The sequence below is a fragment of the Lelliottia amnigena genome (assembly GCF_019047465.1).
Taxonomy (GTDB): domain Bacteria; phylum Pseudomonadota; class Gammaproteobacteria; order Enterobacterales; family Enterobacteriaceae; genus Enterobacter; species Enterobacter amnigenus.
On record NZ_CP077236.1, the window covers coordinates 3,637,744 to 3,655,314 of the forward strand.

Below are 17,571 nucleotides of genomic sequence, written 5' to 3' on the forward strand. Positions count from 1 at the left end.
CTTTCGGATAAGGCCCCGGCGCACCGGGGCAAGGGGGATTACCACTGATAACTGACGAAAATCTTACCGTTGCGGCCATCCTGCGGAATGCCCTGCGGTGACCAGTACTCTTTGTCGAAGGCATTGCCCAGGACCAGCGTGGTAGTGACCCCTTTGAGGGCTTGCTGGCCCTGATAGCTCACGTAGAAGTCATTCACCGCGTAGCCCGGCTGTTTACTGTATTCGCTGCTGATATGCGTTGAGCGATCGGTAAATGTGCCGATCCAGCCAACCGAGAAGCCGCTTTGGGCCACCGGAACGTTCAGTTTACTGGTCACGGTGTCCGGGTTAATCGTCGAGATGTATTCGCCCGTATCGGTGTCTTTCCCGCGCGTGCGGTTATACGCCACGTCAAGGCTGAACAGGTCCGCCGTGTATTTCGCCATCACGTCCCAGCCCCAGATTTTGGCGTCAGGCACGTTATAGGATTGCGTGGTTGCGGCAGCAAAATCAACGGTCGTAGAGATGTAGTCTTTGGCTTTGGTATCGAAGTAGCTGGCTTTGAACTCCAGCTCATCGTTGGCCAGCATCAGGTCGTCAAAGCGCAGACCAAAGCCGTACTCTTGTGTTTCGTTGGTTTCCGGACGCAGATTCGGGTTCGGCACCCAGTAGTTAGTGTAGAAATTGCCAATGGAGAAGTGTTTAGAATCGTTATACATCTCGCCCATTGTTGGCGCGCGAAAAGCCTGCGCGTAGGACCCGAACAGCATCAGCCAGTCGGCCGGGGTAACGGTGATGCCCGCGCGGGATGACCATTTATCCGCATCGACATCGTCATACCCCTCGCTGCTGCCACGGTAGTTGTCATAGCGTGTGCCGCCTAACAGCGTGATCGGCAGGTCGCGAAGGGTGATTTCGTCCTGCAACCAGCCGGAGCTGAAGTCGATTTTTGCCTCCGGGAAGCCGGTGGTCGCGCCGCCTGGATTTTGCTCCTGACGATAATACTCCCCGCCGTAGGTGAGCAGGTGCGAGGCGAAGGTGTCAGTAAACAGATGCGTACGGTTCTCTACTTTTCCGCCTTTGGTGGTTTGCTTGCGGAATTCGGCGGTGCTGTCGACGTTTTGGGCGTTGATACGCGCTTCAGACCAGTACACCTTTGCATCCGCGTTAAGCCAGTCGTTGCCGTCTGGTGCAATGTTGTAGGTCAATTGCGCATCACGCTGGATGGTGGAGCGATCCGTCATCGGGTTACTGCTGTCACTTGCATCGATGGTTTGTGGGTTTTTAGGCTCCTGCGCCGCGTTGTTGTAATAGCGCAGCGAGCCGCCCAGCGTCTGGGCGCTGTCGATTTTCCAGCTGCCTTTCGCCAGCATATTATTGATGGATTCATCGTTTGGCGCGGTGGTGCCGTCGCTTTGACGTAAATCCCCGCGATCGCGGCTGGACCACGCAACAACGCCGTCCAGCACGTCGGTGCGACCAAACGCGCTGGCACCCATGCCAATACTGTGATCGCCCGTAGCACCGGTCCCAAACACGCGGAAACCGCTGTTTTTCCCGGCCTCAAGCAGATCTTTCGCGTCTACCGTGTCATAGGAAATCACGCCGCCCATCGCGCCGCTGCCGTACAGCAGAGCAGACGGGCCTCGCACCACTTCGATACGTTTGATCAGCGCCGGATCGAGAAACGTGCTGTTGAGGTGTCCGGTATCCGTTCCCTGACGCACGCCATCGACTAAAATCAGCACGCCGCGTCTGTCGTAACCGCGCAAATTCACGTCCTGACCGTTGGTGCGGCCCGTGCCGTCCAGCGTGATGCCCGGCACGGTGCGCAGCAGATCGGCGGCGGAGCTGGCGGTTTGATTTTCTGGGGCGGTGGCGTCAATAACGCTCACCATCATTGGCGCTTCGAACGCGCTGCGGGCGTTGCCCGTTGCGGTGACGGTCATTTCATCAGAGGCCGCAAAAGCAATGCCCGGAAGGGCACTGACAATGGCCAGCGCCAGCAGCGATGGGCGCAACGACGCGGAATGCAGGTATGGCATAGCAACTCTCCATTAGGAAATCGAAAGCGCTGGCTGCCTGGGGATCACCTGGGTGGCTGGCGAATAGTATGGCTAGGTTTATTTCGTAAGAATCAGTTTTCCGGCATGGGTCTGGCGCAGCAGATACTGCTGGCCGTCATGCTCAATAATTACCCGTCCTTCATCGCCAAGCAGACTTTTGCTGTCTATCCGACGCTCCGAAGCAGTGGGTGTAGGCTGTGTGCAATCTTTTGCGAGCGTGGTCGCCGTGTTATCCGTACGTGACATAATGTTTAAAAATAATAATCAAAGTAACAATGATAATCATTATCAACAAAGTGAAATTTCACGGCAAGCCTTTTTGTGAAAAAAATGTGACTGGATCAAATTTGCTGCGAAGGGTTTGAAAAGTGACGGGTTGTGAAATAAAAACCCCGCCAGGGCAGCGGGGTAGGTAATTAAAAACGGCTATCGACGGCAGACGCTAATTTTTCAAGCAACAGTTCGCTGTCTTCCCAGCTTAGACACGGATCGGTGATCGACTGACCATACGCAATGGGTTGTCCTGCCACGACTTTTTGTGTGCCTTCTTTCAGGAAACTTTCCGCCATGATTCCGGCGATAGCGGTCGAACCGCTGCGGATTTGCTGGCAAATTTCATCGCACACGTCCAGTTGGCGACGATGTTGCTTCTGGCAGTTGCCGTGGCTGAAATCGACCACCAGATGTTCCGGCAGATCAAACTCGTGCAGCGTATCGCAGGCCGCGGCGATATCTTCGGCATGGTAGTTAGGTTTTTTACCCCCACGCATAATGATATGGCCATACGGGTTACCGCTGGTCTGATAAATGGTCATCTGACCGTTTTTGTCCGGCGAGAGGAACATATGGCTGGCACGCGAGGCGCGGATAGCATCGACCGCGATGTGCGTATTTCCATCCGTACCGTTTTTAAAGCCCACCGGGCAAGAAAGGGCAGAGGCCATCTCGCGATGGATCTGGCTTTCGGTAGTCCGCGCGCCAATCGCGCCCCAGCTAATCAAGTCAGCGATAAACTGTCCGATCACCATATCGAGAAACTCGGTGGCTGTCGGCACGCCGAGTTCGTTCACCTGGAGCAGTAATTTACGCGCCAGTTCGATACCGTGATTAACGCGATAGCTGCCGTTCAAATCAGGATCAGAAATCAGCCCTTTCCAGCCCACCACGGTACGCGGTTTCTCGAAATAGGTGCGCATTACGATTTCAAGGCGATCCTGGTGCTTATCGCGCAGCACCTTCAGGCGTTTGGCGTAATCCATTGCAGCATCAAGATCGTGGATCGAGCACGGGCCAATAACCACCAGCAAACGGCGATCTTCACCGTTCAGTATTTTTTCGATGCGTCGGCGCGACGCAATGACATGTTCCGCAACGTTTGCGGAAACGGGGTGGCGCTGTGCCAGTTCTGCGGGCGTCACCAGACTTTCAATACGCGCTGTGCGAAGTTCGTCGGTTTTATTCATGGAATGTCTCAGAAATATTTGCTTCATCGGCAGACTACCGGGAAGTGATGGGCATCACCTTAAACCAATCCCTGCTGATTTCAAGTTCGGGGCATGTCGGCCCCGAGAGTGAAAGCGATCATAACTGAAATGAAAATAATGTACTAGCATATTAGTACATGCGGCGATTCAGACCCATGATGTCGAGGATTTTTGTGGCGATCTCTTCTACCGAATAGTTGGTGCTGTTCAGCCACGGAATTTGGTTTTTGCGGTACAGCGCTTCGACTTCCGACACTTCCATGCGGCACTGACGCATTGACGCGTAACGACTGTTCTCACGCCGTTCTTCACGGATGGCAGCGAGGCGCTCTGGGTTAATGGTCAGACCAAAGAGTTTATGCTGCAGCGGTTTCAGCGCGGGAGGGAGCACCAGGTTATCCATATCGTCGGCAATAAAAGGGTAATTCGCGGCACGAATGCCAAACTGCATCGCCAGATACAGGCTGGTGGGCGTTTTGCCGCAGCGCGATACGCCAAGCAAAATCACCTGGGCCTGATCGAGATTACGCATCGAAATCCCGTCGTCGTGCGCCAGGGTGTAATCAATCGCGGCGATACGCGCGTCATATTTGATCAGGTTGCCCGGATTAAGCCCATGAGTGCGATGGGCAATGGGCGTCGGGTCGAGTTTTAACTCACCCTGCAAGGGCGCGACCAGCGCCTGCACAATATCCTGACAAAATCCTTCACTTTGCAAAATAATGTCGCGAATTTCGGGGATAACGATGGAGTAAAACACTAACGGGCGCGCGCCGGTTTGCTGGTAAATCGCATCAATTTGCTCTTTCACCGCTTTGGCGCGACTTTCATTTTCGACAAACGGCAGCGTGATGCTGTTTATCGCCACCGGGAATTGTGACATCACCGCATGGCCCAACACCTCGGCGGTGATGGCCGTACCATCAGAAATATAAAAAACGTGGCGATCGACAGCATTATCCATTTTACTCACCCAGAATAGCGAACCTAATTGACTGAAAGCATAAATTAAAAAAGTAAAATACACAGCAAAGAACGTTTTTAAATTATAAATGAAATGGTGTTTTTAATTTTAATGAAAAGTGGATTTCATTTTTAAAATAGGCGTCTTAGTTTCATGGTCTTTGTATGAATCCATACGAATCATGGCGTTAGGCGCTGATGGGAAAGTATCCGAAAAAGAGAAAAATAAAAGTGCTTACACGATTCACCGTTTTTTTGTCGGGGATAAATATGTAAGTATAAATACGAAGTCAGACGTTTCTTACTCCGCTTAAATATCACAAAAGGATTGTTTCGATGTCCAACAATGGCTCGTCACCGCTGGTGCTTTGGTATAACCAACTCGGCATGAATGATGTAGACAGAGTTGGAGGCAAAAATGCCTCCCTGGGTGAAATGATTACAAACCTGTCCGGTATGGGTGTTTCCGTACCGAATGGTTTTGCCACTACCGCCGATGCGTTTAACTATTTTCTCGATCAGAGCGGTGTAAACCAGCGCATTTACGACCTGCTGGACAAAACGGATATTGATGACGTGACCGAGCTTGCCAAAGCCGGTTCGCAAATCCGCCAGTGGATCATCGACACACCTTTCCAGCCTGAACTGGAACACGCCATTCATGAGGCTTATAACCAACTGTCTGCCGACGACGCGCAGGCTTCGTTTGCCGTGCGCTCTTCCGCCACCGCAGAAGATATGCCGGATGCCTCGTTTGCCGGTCAGCAGGAAACGTTCCTCAACGTGCAGGGGTATGACGCCGTGCTGGTCGCGGTGAAACACGTCTTTGCTTCGCTGTTCAATGACCGCGCCATCTCCTATCGTGTGCATCAGGGCTACGATCACCGTGGCGTCGCGCTCTCTGCGGGCGTGCAGCGCATGGTGCGCTCCGATGTTGGCGCTTCCGGCGTGATGTTCTCGATTGATACCGAATCCGGTTTCGATCAGGTGGTCTTTATCACATCCGCCTGGGGGCTGGGTGAGATGGTGGTGCAGGGCGCGGTTAACCCTGACGAATTCTATGTACACAAACCGACGCTGGCGGCGAATCGCCCCTCTATCGTTCGTCGTACGATGGGTTCCAAAAAAATCCGCATGATTTATGCGCCGAATCTTGAACACGGTAAACAGGTTGAGATTGAAGATGTGCCGCAGGAGCAGCGCGACCGTTTCTCTCTCAGTGATGACGACGTGCAGGAGCTGGCGAAACAAGCGGTGCAAATTGAGAAGCACTACGGCCGTCCGATGGACATCGAATGGGCGAAAGACGGGCACACCGGTAAGCTGTTTATCGTGCAGGCCCGTCCAGAAACCGTGCGTTCTCGCGGCCAGGTGATGGAGCGTTACACGCTGCATGCGCAGGGCAAAATCGTGGCCGAAGGCCGTGCGATTGGCCACCGTATTGGCGCGGGTCCGGTCAAAGTGATCCACGATATCAGCGAAATGAATCTGGTTCAGCCGGGTGATGTGCTGGTGACTGACATGACCGACCCGGACTGGGAACCGATCATGAAAAAAGCCGCGGCGATCGTCACAAACCGTGGTGGCCGCACCTGTCACGCCGCCATCATCGCGCGTGAGCTGGGCATCCCGGCGGTGGTGGGCTGTGGTGACGCGACCGAACGCATGAAAGATGACGAGAAAGTGACCGTCTCCTGCGCCGAAGGCGATACCGGCTACGTGTATGCCGATATTCTGGACTTCAGCGTGAAAAGTTCCAGCGTCGATACCATGCCGGATCTGCCGCTTAAAATCATGATGAACGTCGGTAACCCTGACCGTGCCTTTGATTTTGCCTGTCTGCCTAACGAAGGCGTGGGCTTGGCGCGTCTGGAATTTATCATCAACCGCATGATTGGGGTGCATCCGCGTGCGCTGCTGGAGTTTGACGACCAGGACGTCGCGCTTCAAAAAGAAATTCGCGAGATGATGAAAGGCTACGACTCGCCGAAAGAGTTCTACGTAGGCCGTCTGACGGAAGGGATCGCGACGCTTGGGGCGGCGTTCTATCCGAAGCGGGTGATTGTGCGTCTGTCAGACTTTAAGTCTAACGAATACGCCAATCTGGTGGGCGGTGAACGCTACGAGCCAGAAGAAGAGAACCCGATGCTGGGCTTCCGTGGCGCTGGCCGTTACGTTTCTGACAGTTTCCGCGACTGTTTCGCCCTGGAATGCGACGCGGTAAAACGCGTGCGTAACGAAATGGGTCTCACCAACGTCGAAATCATGGTGCCGTTTGTGCGAACCGTTGAGCAGGCGAAAGCCGTGGTAGAGGAGCTGGCACGTCAGGGACTCAAACGCGGCGAGAACGGGCTGAAGATCATCATGATGTGCGAAATCCCGTCGAATGCCCTGCTGGCAGAGCAGTTCCTGGAACATTTCGACGGTTTCTCTATCGGCTCCAATGATATGACGCAGCTGGCGCTGGGCCTGGACCGCGATTCTGGCGTGGTGTCAGAGCTGTTCGACGAACGTAATGAAGCGGTAAAAGCGTTGCTGTCGATGGCTATTCGCGCAGCCAAGAAACAGGGCAAATACGTCGGGATTTGTGGTCAGGGTCCTTCCGATCACGAAGATTTTGCGGCATGGCTGATGGAAGAAGGGATCGACAGCCTGTCCCTGAACCCAGATACGGTGGTGCAAACCTGGCTGAGTCTGGCCGAACTGAAGAAGTAATATCTTCCTGAAAAAGCCCGGCGGCGTCATGCTTGCCGGGCTTTTTTATGTCTGAGGCTTGAACCCGCCAAAAAAGCATAAAAAAAAGCCCATCGTGGGAGATGGGCAAAGACTACACACAGCAATTCGTTGTTTCACTCAGGGGATTTCCATGCTTATAAATCAATGCGTTGATTTATAACCTTGAGCTAATAGTAGGCATGCTACGTTTTTGCGTCGATCAGATTCGTCTCAATAGTTTAAGAGGTGTGAACATTTTGCGAGGGGAATGACGTGGTTAGGTGAGGTGCAGCAGGTCAGACTCGTTTTACGTATCAAAATTGATTAGTTGGGCTTATGTATCAGGCGGGTTGCCCCGCCTGGAGAGAACTACTGCTTGTTTTTATCTTCCAGCGTTTCGAGTTCGTGTAACACCACATCCGGGTCGGTCGCAGGGGGCGGAATTTCATGCACCCATGCGGAGAACAGACGCCAGGTCACGGCCAACAGAACCGGACCAATAAACAGTCCAATCATGCCGAAAGCAATCAAACCGCCAATGACGCCAGACAGGATCAGAATCAGCGGCAGATCGGCGCCCATGCGTATCAGCATCGGGCGGATAACGTTGTCCATCGTGCCAACCACGCAACTCCACACCAGCAGCACTGTGCCCCAGGTGGTGTCGCCGCTCCAGTAAAGCCAGATAATGCACGGGACCAGCACCAGCAGAGGCCCAAGCTGCACCAGACAGGTCAGGATCATGATGACCGTGAAAATGGTCGCATACGGTACGCCTGAAATCGCCAGACCAATGCCGCCGAGAACCGCTTGCACCAGCGCAGTTACCACCACACCGAGCGCCACGGCGCGTACCGCCTGTCCTGCCAGCAACACGGCCGCATCGCCGCGCGGTCCTGCCAGGCGCGTGGCAAAATGACGCACGCCGAGGGCCACCTGTTCGCCACGCCAGTAAAGCAGGGCGCTGAAGACCAGCATCAGGGCGCAATGCATCACGAAACGCCCAACATGCGCCGCCTGACCTACAAACCAGGTGGTGGTGGTGCCGATGTAAGGCCGGACCTTCGTCATGATTGCGCTGCCGCCCATCTCCAGCAGGCTATGCCAGCCGCTGTAAAGCTTCGCGCCAATTATCGGGACACTGTTCAGCCACGCGAGATCCGGAATGCTCATTTCGCCGCTGGTAATCGAGCGAATCACCGGGCCGCTGGTATCGACCAGACTGTTCACCAGCAGCGCAATCGGAATAATGAAGACCAGAAAAAGAAACAGCGTCATCACCAACACCGCCAGTGAGCGACGACCAAACAGCAGTTTTTGCAAACGAATAAACAGTGGCCAGGTGGCGATAACCACCGTTCCGGCCCACGCAAAACCCAGAACAAAAGGGCGTACTATCCATAGACACGCAATGATGATGATGGCTAAAAACAGCACCGACAGCAGAATTTGCGCAACGTCCCTGGGCTGACGAAGATTGACCATAAATGAAATTTACCTTTAATGAACACCAGCCGCGCTGGTGGAAAGCTAAAACCGCGTCACTCTAATCATTAGTGATTTCAGCCGTTTTTGACAGTCGGATTCTGCCCGTAATTCTGCTGAGCGTATAAGAAAAAAATGTGATACAAACATTCAGACACAACGCAAACGATTATCTCCCGTCATATTTCATGCTGTAGCTGCGTTGGTTGGGTGCGTTCCTCCCCGTTAAAGCGTTATCTCTGCGCCAGGGGCCACGCCGTTACCAGCCGCAATCAGCGCGAACTATCCAGGGAGTTCACCACTTAATAATTAGGGTCGACAGTAATGATCCCATTGATTTCTCAGGCACCCGGCGTCGTTCAGCTGGTACTGAATTATTTGCAAGCACTGGAGCAACAGGGTTTTACAGGTGATACCGCCACCAGTTACGCCGACAGGCTAACGATGGCGACCGACAACAGTATCTATCAGTTACTTCCCGATGCCGTCGTTTTCCCGCGTTCCACCGCAGACGTGGCGCTCATTTCGCGTCTGGCGGCCCAGGAACGTTTCGCGTCGCTGGTCTTTACCCCGCGCGGCGGCGGAACCGGCACCAATGGTCAGGCTCTGAATCAGGGCATCATCATTGATATGTCGCGTTATATGAACCGTATTATTGAGATCAATCCCGAAGAGGGCTGGGTGCGTGTTGAAGCGGGCGTGATAAAAGATCAGCTCAACCAGTTCCTGAAGCCTTACGGCTATTTCTTCGCGCCGGAGCTCTCGACCAGTAACCGCGCCACCATTGGCGGCATGATTAACACCGATGCCTCCGGGCAGGGGTCGCTAGTCTACGGGAAAACATCCGATCACATTCTGGGCGTCCGTGCGGTGCTGTTGGGCGGCGATATCCTTGATACCCAGGCGATGCCGGTTGAACTGGCTGAAACGCTCGGGAAAGACAACACCGCGGTCGGGCGAATTTACCGTACCGTGCTGGATAGCTGTCGCGACAACCGTCAGCTGATTATCGATAAATTCCCGAAACTTAACCGCTTCCTGACCGGCTACGATCTGCGTCATGTTTTCAATGACGATCTCAGCGAATTCGATTTAACCCGTATTCTGACCGGCTCCGAAGGTACGCTGGCGTTTATCACTGAAGCGCGTCTGGACATCACCCGGCTGCCGAAGGTGCGCCGTCTGGTCAACGTTAAATATAACTCTTTCGATTCTGCGCTGCGCAATGCGCCGTTTATGGTCGATGCGCGGGCGCTGTCGGTGGAAACCGTCGACTCTAAAGTGCTCAACCTGGCGCGAGAAGATATTGTCTGGCATTCGGTCAGCGAGCTGATTACCGACGTGCCGGATAAAGAGATGCTTGGGCTAAACATCGTGGAATTTGCGGGCGATGACGCGGCGCTGATTGAGAGCCAGGTATCAATGCTATGCAACCGTCTCGATGAACTGATCGCCACGGGTGCAGGCGGCGTGATTGGCTGGCAACTGTGCAACGACCTCTCGGGCATCGAGCGGATCTATGCGATGCGTAAAAAAGCAGTCGGTCTGCTGGGTAACGCTAAAGGGGCGGCCAAGCCGATTCCGTTTGCGGAAGACACCTGCGTACCGCCGGAACATCTGGCGGATTATATCGTCGAGTTCCGCGCGCTGCTCGACGGCCACGGCCTGAGCTACGGCATGTTCGGCCATGTCGATGCCGGCGTATTGCACGTGCGTCCTGCGCTGGATATGTGTGATCCCCAGCAGGAGATGCTGATGAAGCGCATCTCTGACGAGGTGGTGGCGCTCACGGCAAAATACGGCGGTCTGCTGTGGGGCGAGCACGGCAAAGGATTCCGCGCAGAGTACAGCCCGGCGTTTTTCGGCGAGCAACTGTATGGTGAACTGCGCAAAGTGAAAGCGGCGTTTGATCCGGATAACCGTCTCAATCCGGGCAAAATTTGCCCGCCAGCAGGCGTTGACGATCCGATGATGCAGGTCGACGCCGTGAAGCGTGGCACCTTCGACCGGCAGATTCCGATTGCGGTGCGCTCATCCTGGCGTGGCGCGATGGAGTGTAACGGCAACGGTTTGTGCTTTAACTTCGACGTGAAAAGCCCGATGTGTCCGTCGATGAAAATCACCAGCAACCGCATCCATTCCCCAAAAGGGCGTGCGACGCTGGTACGTGAATGGCTGCGTCTGCTGGCGGATCGTGGTGTCGATCCGGTTAAGCTGGAAAACGACCTGCCGGAAAAACGCGCCAGCCTGCGCACGCTGATTGAACGCTCCCGAAACAGCTGGCATGCCAGTAAAGGTGAGTACGATTTCTCGCACGAAGTGAAAGAGGCGATGTCCGGCTGCCTGGCCTGTAAAGCCTGCTCGACGCAATGCCCGATCAAAATTGACGTGCCGGAGTTCCGCTCGCGCTTCCTGCAGCTTTATCACTCCCGCTATCTGCGCCCGGTGCGCGATCATCTGGTAGCGACGGTTGAAATCTATGCACCGCTGATGGCGCGCGCGCCAAAAACCTTCAACTTTTTCATCAATCAGCCGCTGGTACGCAAGCTGTCCGAAAAGCATATCGGCATGGTCGATCTGCCGCTGCTCTCTACGCCGTCTTTGCAACGCGAGCTGGTCGGACACCGTTCGGCCAATATGACGCTGGAACAGCTGGAAACCCTGAGCGACGAGCAAAAAGCGAAAACCGTGCTGGTGGTGCAGGATCCGTTCACCAGCTATTACGATGCACGGGTGGTCGCCGATTTTGTACGCTTAGTGGAACGTGTGGGCTATCAGCCGGTGGTCCTGCCGTTCTCACCAAATGGCAAAGCGCAGCATATTAAAGGCTTCCTGAGTCGGTTTGCCAAAACGGCGCAGAAAACGTCTGACTTCCTGAATCGCGTTGCGCAACTAGGGATGCCGATGGTGGGCGTCGATCCGGCGCTGGTGCTGTGTTATCGCGATGAATACAAACAAACGCTCGGCGATAAGCGCGGTGATTTCAACGTCATGCTGGTACACGAATGGTTGCCCGCGGCGCTGCAAAATGTTGCGACGCAGGAGACCAGCGGGGAATCCTGGTATCTGTTTGGCCACTGTACCGAAGTGACCGCGCTGCCCGCTGCGCCTGCTCAGTGGGCGTCTATCTTCGCCCGTTTTGGGGCGAAACTGGAAAACGTCAGCGTCGGCTGCTGCGGTATGGCCGGGACGTATGGGCATGAAGTGAAAAACCACGCCAATTCCCTCGGGATTTACGAATTGTCGTGGCATCAGGCGATGCAGCGTTTGCCGCGTAACCGGTGTCTGGCGACGGGGTATTCCTGTCGCAGCCAGGTGAAACGCGTCGAAGGCAACGGCGTTCGCCATCCGTTACAGGCTTTACTGGAGATTATGGGATGATCTGGAAACGTGACGTCACGCTGCACGCGCTCAACGCCATGGGCGAAGGCAATATGGTCGGGCTGCTCGATATTCAGTTTACGCGTATCGGGGCAGACGACATTGAGGCCACCATGCCCGTGGATCACCGCACCCATCAGCCGTTCGGCTTGCTGCACGGCGGAGCCTCGGTGGTGCTCGCCGAAACGCTGGGTTCGGTTGCGGGTTATCTTTGTACCGAGGGCGAGCAAAAAGCCGTCGGGCTTGAGGTGAATGCCAATCACATCCGGTCTGTGCGCAGTGGGCGTGTGCGGGGTGTGTGCCGGGCATTGCATACGGGGGGCCGTCATCAGGTGTGGCAAATTGACATCTTTGATGAGCAGGACCGCCTGTGCTGCTCGTCGCGGCTGACGACCACCGTGGTTTAAACAACGGTAAGCATCTGCAACAAATTGTCTCTGGTCAAAAAATGGGCAGTGAAAGGTGTTATACTGGTCAGGTTTTGTACACAAGAGAGGATGTTATGGATACCGAATTAAACCCAGCCATACTGGCAGTAGAGTTTTTGCGTCGCGATAAGAGCAACTTGTCTCCGGCACAGTACCTGAAAAAGCTGAAACAGCTTGAACTGGAATTTGCCGACTTGCTCGCGCTCTCTTCTAATGAATTAAAAGAAGAGATCTATTTTGCCTGGCGGTTGGGCGTTCACGTCCATTAATGTTCGATACCTGATAAAAGGTCGCTGAGGCGGCCTTTTTTGTTTTTTACTCCTCTGTGATCTCACCGCGTATAACCACAAATGGATAATGGTTTATCCAGCTTAATAACCCTATAATCTCCGTCCCTTTTCCCGTCTTAAGTTTAAGCTGGAGGATACATGGAGTTTAGCCGGAGGCAGTTCTTTAAGATCTGCGCGGGCGGTATGGCAGGAACCACTGTTGCATCTCTCGGATTTTTATCATCTTTTTCCGCGCTCGCGGAAACACGTCAATACAAACTCTTAAAAGCAAAAGAGACGCGTAATAACTGTACATACTGCTCGGTTGGCTGCGGCATGATCATGTATAGCCTCGGCGACGATGCCAAAAACGTCAAAGAAAGTATCTATCACGTCGAAGGCGACGCGGATCATCCGGTCAGCCGGGGTTCACTTTGCCCGAAAGGGGCAGGGGTACTCGATTACATCCACAGTGAGACCCGCCTGCTGTATCCCGAATACCGCGCGCCGGGGTCTGATAAATGGCAGCGTATTTCATGGGACGACGCCATCGGCCGTATTGCCCGTCTGATGAAAGCGGATCGTGACGCCAATTTTATCGAAAAGAACGCCCAAGGGCTGACGGTCAACCGCTGGACAACCACGGGCATGCTCTGTTCGTCGGCGGCCAGCAATGAAACCGGTATTCTCGACGGAAAATTTGCCCGCGCGCTGGGCATGGTGGCGATCGACTGTCAGGCACGTTTGTGCCACGGTCCAACCGTTGCCGCCCTGGCACCGACCTTTGGTCGCGGGGCGATGACCAATAACTGGGTTGATATTAAAAACGCCAACGTGGTGTTGATCATGGGCGGTAACGCCGCGGAAGCCCATCCGGTCGGCTTTAAATGGGTCGTTGAAGCGCAGACCAAAAACGACGCCACGGTGGTGGTGGTGGATCCACGCTTTAACCGCAGCGCGGCGGTTGCCGATCTTTATGCGCCCATCCGTGCCGGTTCAGACACCGCTTTCCTGCTGGGGGCCATTCGCTATCTGATTGCGCATGACGCCATCCAGCACGAATACGTCCGTGCCTACACCAATGCCAGCCTGATTATTCGCGACGACTATGCGTTCGATGACGGTCTGTTCAGCGGCTATGACGCTGAAAAGCGTCAGTACGATAAATCGAGCTGGTTCTATCAACTGGACGCGCAGGGCCACGTGCAGCGTGACGATACGCTCAGCCACCCGCGCTGCGTCTGGAATCTGCTTAAAGCGCACGTCGATCGCTATACGCCAGAGATGGTGAACCGTCTGTGCGGAACGTCGATTGATGATTTCAACCGCATTTGCGCGATCCTGGCCAGCACCAGCGTACCGGATCGCACGGCGACAATCTTGTACGCGCTCGGCTGGACGCACCACACGGCGGGCGCACAGATCATCCGCGCGGCGGGCATGTTGCAACTGCTGCTCGGCAATATCGGGATGGCAGGCGGTGGCGTCAACGCGCTGCGCGGCCACTCCAATATTCAGGGCTACACCGATCTGGGGTTGCTCTCAACCAATCTGCCGGGCTACATGCCGCTGCCGTCCGAAAAGCAGCCGGATTATCAGACCTATATCTCGCAGATCACCCCGCCGTCGCTGGGGCTTAACGAAGTGAACTACTGGCAAAACACGCCGAAGTTCTTTATCAGCATGATGAAAAGCTTCTGGGGTGAACATGCCACGGCAGACAACAACTGGGGCTACGACTGGCTGCCGAAATGGGATCGTCTGTATGACGTGATGACCCAGGCCAAGCTGATGCTCGACGGGAAAATCAATGGTTACATCGTTCAGGGCTTTAACCCGCTGGCGGCGTTCCCGGATAAGAACAAATCGTCCCGGGCGCTCTCGAAGCTCAAATACATGGTGGTTATCGATCCGCTGGTCACCGAGTCATCGACCTTCTGGCAGCATCACGGCGAAATGAACGACGTTAATCCGGCAGATATCCAGACCGAAGTCTTCCGTCTGCCATCATCCTGTTTTGCGGAAGAAGACGGTTCCATTGCCAACTCGGGCCGCTGGCTGCAATGGCACTGGGCGGCCGCTGAGCCACCGGGTGAAGCGATGCACGACGGCAAAATTCTGGGCCGCCTGTTTACGCGCCTGCGCGAACTCTATCAGGCCGAAGGCGGGGCGAACCCGGCGCCGGTGCTGAACATGTCGTGGGATTACAAAAATCCCCGCGATCCGCATCCGGAAGAGATTGCCCGCGAAGCCAACGGTATGGCGCTGGTGGATCTGTTTGATGACAAAGGCCAGCTGGTGGCGAAAAAAGGCCAGCAGCTCAGCAGTTTTGCGCAGCTACGCGATGACGGCACCACCAGCAGCTTCTGCTGGGTGTACTGCGGAAGCTGGACTGAGCAAGGCAACCAGATGGCGAACCGCGATAACAGCGATCCGTACGGACTGGGCTGTACGCCAGGCTGGGCGTGGTCGTGGCCGGCGAACCGTCGCATTCTCTACAACCGCGCCTCTGCCGATGTGGCCGGGAAACCCTGGGACGCCAAACGTGCTTTGCTGCACTGGGATGGCAAAAAATGGACCGGTCAGGACGTGGCGGATTACAACGCGTCGGCACCGGGCAGCAACGTCGGGCCGTTTATCATGAATCCAGAAGGGGTGGCGCGCCTGTTCTCCATCGACAAGATGAACGACGGCCCGTTCCCGGAACATTATGAACCGATTGAATCGCCGATTGGCACCAACCCGCTGCATCCGAATGTGATCTCCAGCCCCGTCGCACGCATCTTCAAGGAAGACCTGCCGAATATGGGCAAAGCCGATGACTTCCCGTATGTCGCTACCACCTATTCAATCACCGAGCTGTTCCGTCACTGGACCAAACATGCGCGGCTCAACGCGATTGCCCAGCCGGATCAGTTTGTCGAAATTGGCGAAGCGCTGGCGCAAGAGAAGGGCATTGTCGCCGGGGACGAAGTGAAAGTGATGTCGAAACGTGGCTTTATCAAAGCGAAAGCGGTGGTCACCAAACGCCTGCAAACCCTGACCATTGACGGACGTAAGGTCAACACCGTGGGCATTCCGTGTCACTGGGGCTTTGAGGGGGCGACGCGTAAAGGCTTCCTGGCGAATACGTTGACGCCCTCCGTGGGCGACGCCAACTCGCAGACGCCGGAGTACAAGGCGTTTTTAGTCGACATCGAGAAGGCGTAAGGGAGGCCACGTATGTCCATGCAATCACAAGATATTATCAAGCGTTCGGCCACCAACGGCTTCACGCCTCCGCCCCAGGCGCGGGACTTCAAAACCGAGGTCGCGAAGCTTATCGATGTCTCAACCTGCATCGGCTGTAAAGGTTGTCAGGTCGCCTGTTCCGAATGGAATGATATTCGCGATGAAGTGGGGGTGTGCGAAGGCGTGTACGACAATCCGATGGATTTGACGGCCAAATCCTGGACGGTGATGCGCTTTAGCGAAACCACGCAAAACAACAAGCTGGAGTGGCTGATCCGCAAGGACGGCTGCATGCACTGCGCGGATCCGGGCTGTCTCAAGGCCTGCCCGTCTGCCGGGGCGATTATCCAGTATGCCAACGGGATTGTGGATTTTCAGTCCGAGCACTGCATCGGTTGCGGATACTGCATCGCCGGCTGTCCGTTCAACATTCCCCGCCTGAATCCTGACGATAACCGCGTCTACAAATGTACGTTGTGCGTGGATCGCGTGACCGTCGGCCAGGAACCGGCGTGCGTCAAAACGTGTCCGACCGGCGCGATTCATTTCGGCAGCAAAAAAGAGATGCTGGAGATGGGGGAGACGCGCGTGGCGCAGCTCAAAAAACGCGGCTATGCGCATGCGGGCGTTTACAACCCGCAGGGTGTGGGCGGCACGCATGTAATGTACGTGTTGCACCATGCCGACCAGCCGGAGCTGTATCACAATCTGCCAAACGATCCGAAAATCGACGTCCCGGTCAACCTGTGGAAAGGCATTCTGAAGCCGCTCTCTGCAGCCGGATTTATCGCCACGTTTGCCGGACTGATTTACCACTATATCGGTGTGGGGCCAAACAAAGAGACGGACGACGATGAAGAGGAGAACGATCATGAGTAAGAGCAAAATGATCCTGCGCACGAAGTTTATCGATCGCGCCTGTCACTGGACGGTAGTGATCTGCTTCTTCCTGGTCTCTCTCTCCGGGATTGCGCTCTTTTTCCCGACGCTTCAGTGGCTCACTCAGACCTTCGGCACACCGCAAATGGGGCGTATTCTGCATCCGTTTTTTGGCGTACTGATATTCTTTGCGCTGATGTTTATGTTTGTGCGTTTCGTGCATCACAACATTCCGGATAAACAGGATCTGCCCTGGATAAAAGGGATTGTTGAAGTGCTGAAAGGCAACGAACACAAAGTGGCGGACGTCGGCAAATATAACGCCGGACAGAAAATGATGTTCTGGAGCATTATGAGCATGATTTTTGTGCTGCTGGCGACGGGCGTGATTATCTGGCGTCCCTATTTTGCCCATTATTTCCCGATGACGGTGGTGCGCTGGAGTCTGTTAATTCATGCCACGGCGGCGATTATTTTGATCCACGCCATCCTGATCCATATGTATATGGCGTTCTGGGTGAAAGGGTCGGTCAAGGGAATGATTGAAGGGAAGGTGAGCCGTCGTTGGGCGAAGAAACACCATCCACGCTGGTATCGCGAGGTCGAAGCCAAAGAGCAAAACAAAGAGTAAGCGATAAAAAAGAGGCTCGCACCGGCGAGCCTCTTTGCTGTTCATTCCCGTTAATTCTCT

General features: G+C 54.9%; 12 protein-coding genes and 1 other RNA gene. 7 read left to right on the top strand and 6 right to left on the bottom strand.

Annotation, left to right across the window (positions count from 1 at the left end; translation table 11 throughout):
- Positions 1-38: 38 nt before the first annotated feature.
- The 4 genes from I6L74_RS17135 to ppsR all read right to left on the bottom strand — a co-directional run bounded on the left by I6L74_RS17135 (position 39) and on the right by ppsR (position 4,493).
- The gene (locus tag I6L74_RS17135; RefSeq protein ID WP_059178170.1) at positions 39-2,024 is read right to left on the bottom strand and encodes a TonB-dependent hemoglobin/transferrin/lactoferrin family receptor; all 1,986 of its coding nucleotides are present in this window, start codon (positions 2,022-2,024) and stop codon (positions 39-41) included.
- 78 nt (positions 2,025-2,102) lie between these two features.
- Positions 2,103-2,291, bottom strand: a complete 189-nt coding sequence (hemP, locus tag I6L74_RS17140; protein ID WP_072241780.1) for a hemin uptake protein HemP — start codon at positions 2,289-2,291, stop codon at positions 2,103-2,105.
- A gap of 170 nt (positions 2,292-2,461) precedes the next feature.
- A complete protein-coding gene (aroH, locus tag I6L74_RS17145; protein WP_059178169.1) occupies positions 2,462-3,508 on the bottom strand; it encodes a 3-deoxy-7-phosphoheptulonate synthase AroH in 1,047 nt (348 codons plus the stop codon).
- A 151-nt stretch (positions 3,509-3,659) separates the two neighbouring features.
- Entirely contained in the window at positions 3,660-4,493 is an 834-nt protein-coding gene (gene ppsR, locus I6L74_RS17150; protein ID WP_059178168.1) for a posphoenolpyruvate synthetase regulatory kinase/phosphorylase PpsR, read from the bottom strand.
- Positions 4,494-4,828: 335 nt separating this feature from the next.
- Here ppsR and ppsA point away from each other — a divergent pair, with 335 nt between their 5' ends.
- A complete protein-coding gene (gene ppsA / locus I6L74_RS17155; RefSeq protein ID WP_059178167.1) occupies positions 4,829-7,207 on the top strand; it encodes a phosphoenolpyruvate synthase in 2,379 nt (792 codons plus the stop codon).
- Positions 7,208-7,284: 77 nt separating this feature from the next.
- Here the strand turns inward: ppsA and rprA are convergent.
- Together rprA and ydiK are read right to left on the bottom strand one after the other, a co-directional pair.
- An RNA gene (gene rprA, locus I6L74_RS17160) (antisense sRNA RprA) lies at positions 7,285-7,392 on the bottom strand.
- A gap of 184 nt (positions 7,393-7,576) precedes the next feature.
- Positions 7,577-8,692 (bottom strand): AI-2E family transporter YdiK, encoded by a 1,116-nt coding sequence (ydiK, locus tag I6L74_RS17165; protein WP_059178166.1) that lies wholly within the window; start codon positions 8,690-8,692, stop codon positions 7,577-7,579.
- Between the two features lie 324 nt (positions 8,693-9,016).
- On the opposite strand from ydiK, the gene ydiJ reads away from it, so the two are divergent.
- The 6 genes from ydiJ to fdnI all read left to right on the top strand — a co-directional run bounded on the left by ydiJ (position 9,017) and on the right by fdnI (position 17,511).
- Positions 9,017-12,073 (top strand): D-2-hydroxyglutarate dehydrogenase YdiJ, encoded by a 3,057-nt coding sequence (gene ydiJ / locus I6L74_RS17170; RefSeq protein ID WP_059178165.1) that lies wholly within the window; start codon positions 9,017-9,019, stop codon positions 12,071-12,073.
- The gene (gene menI, locus I6L74_RS17175; RefSeq protein ID WP_059178164.1) at positions 12,070-12,480 is read left to right on the top strand and encodes a 1,4-dihydroxy-2-naphthoyl-CoA hydrolase; all 411 of its coding nucleotides are present in this window, start codon (positions 12,070-12,072) and stop codon (positions 12,478-12,480) included. The genes ydiJ and menI overlap by 4 nt, the downstream gene beginning before the upstream one ends.
- 95 nt (positions 12,481-12,575) lie before the next feature.
- Complete coding sequence (locus I6L74_RS17180) at positions 12,576-12,770, top strand: YdiH family protein (protein ID WP_012017143.1); 195 nt, start codon at positions 12,576-12,578, stop codon at positions 12,768-12,770.
- A 159-nt stretch (positions 12,771-12,929) separates the two neighbouring features.
- Positions 12,930-15,980: a formate dehydrogenase-N subunit alpha gene (gene fdnG, locus I6L74_RS17185; RefSeq protein WP_072241779.1), complete on the top strand. Its 3,051-nt coding sequence runs from the start codon at positions 12,930-12,932 to the stop codon at positions 15,978-15,980.
- Positions 15,981-15,992: 12 nt separating this feature from the next.
- The gene (gene fdxH / locus I6L74_RS17190) at positions 15,993-16,880 is read left to right on the top strand and encodes a formate dehydrogenase subunit beta (protein WP_059178163.1); all 888 of its coding nucleotides are present in this window, start codon (positions 15,993-15,995) and stop codon (positions 16,878-16,880) included.
- Positions 16,873-17,511 (top strand): formate dehydrogenase-N subunit gamma, encoded by a 639-nt coding sequence (gene fdnI, locus I6L74_RS17195; protein WP_059178162.1) that lies wholly within the window; start codon positions 16,873-16,875, stop codon positions 17,509-17,511. The genes fdxH and fdnI overlap by 8 nt, the downstream gene beginning before the upstream one ends.
- The last annotated feature ends 60 nt before the right edge of the window (positions 17,512-17,571 follow it).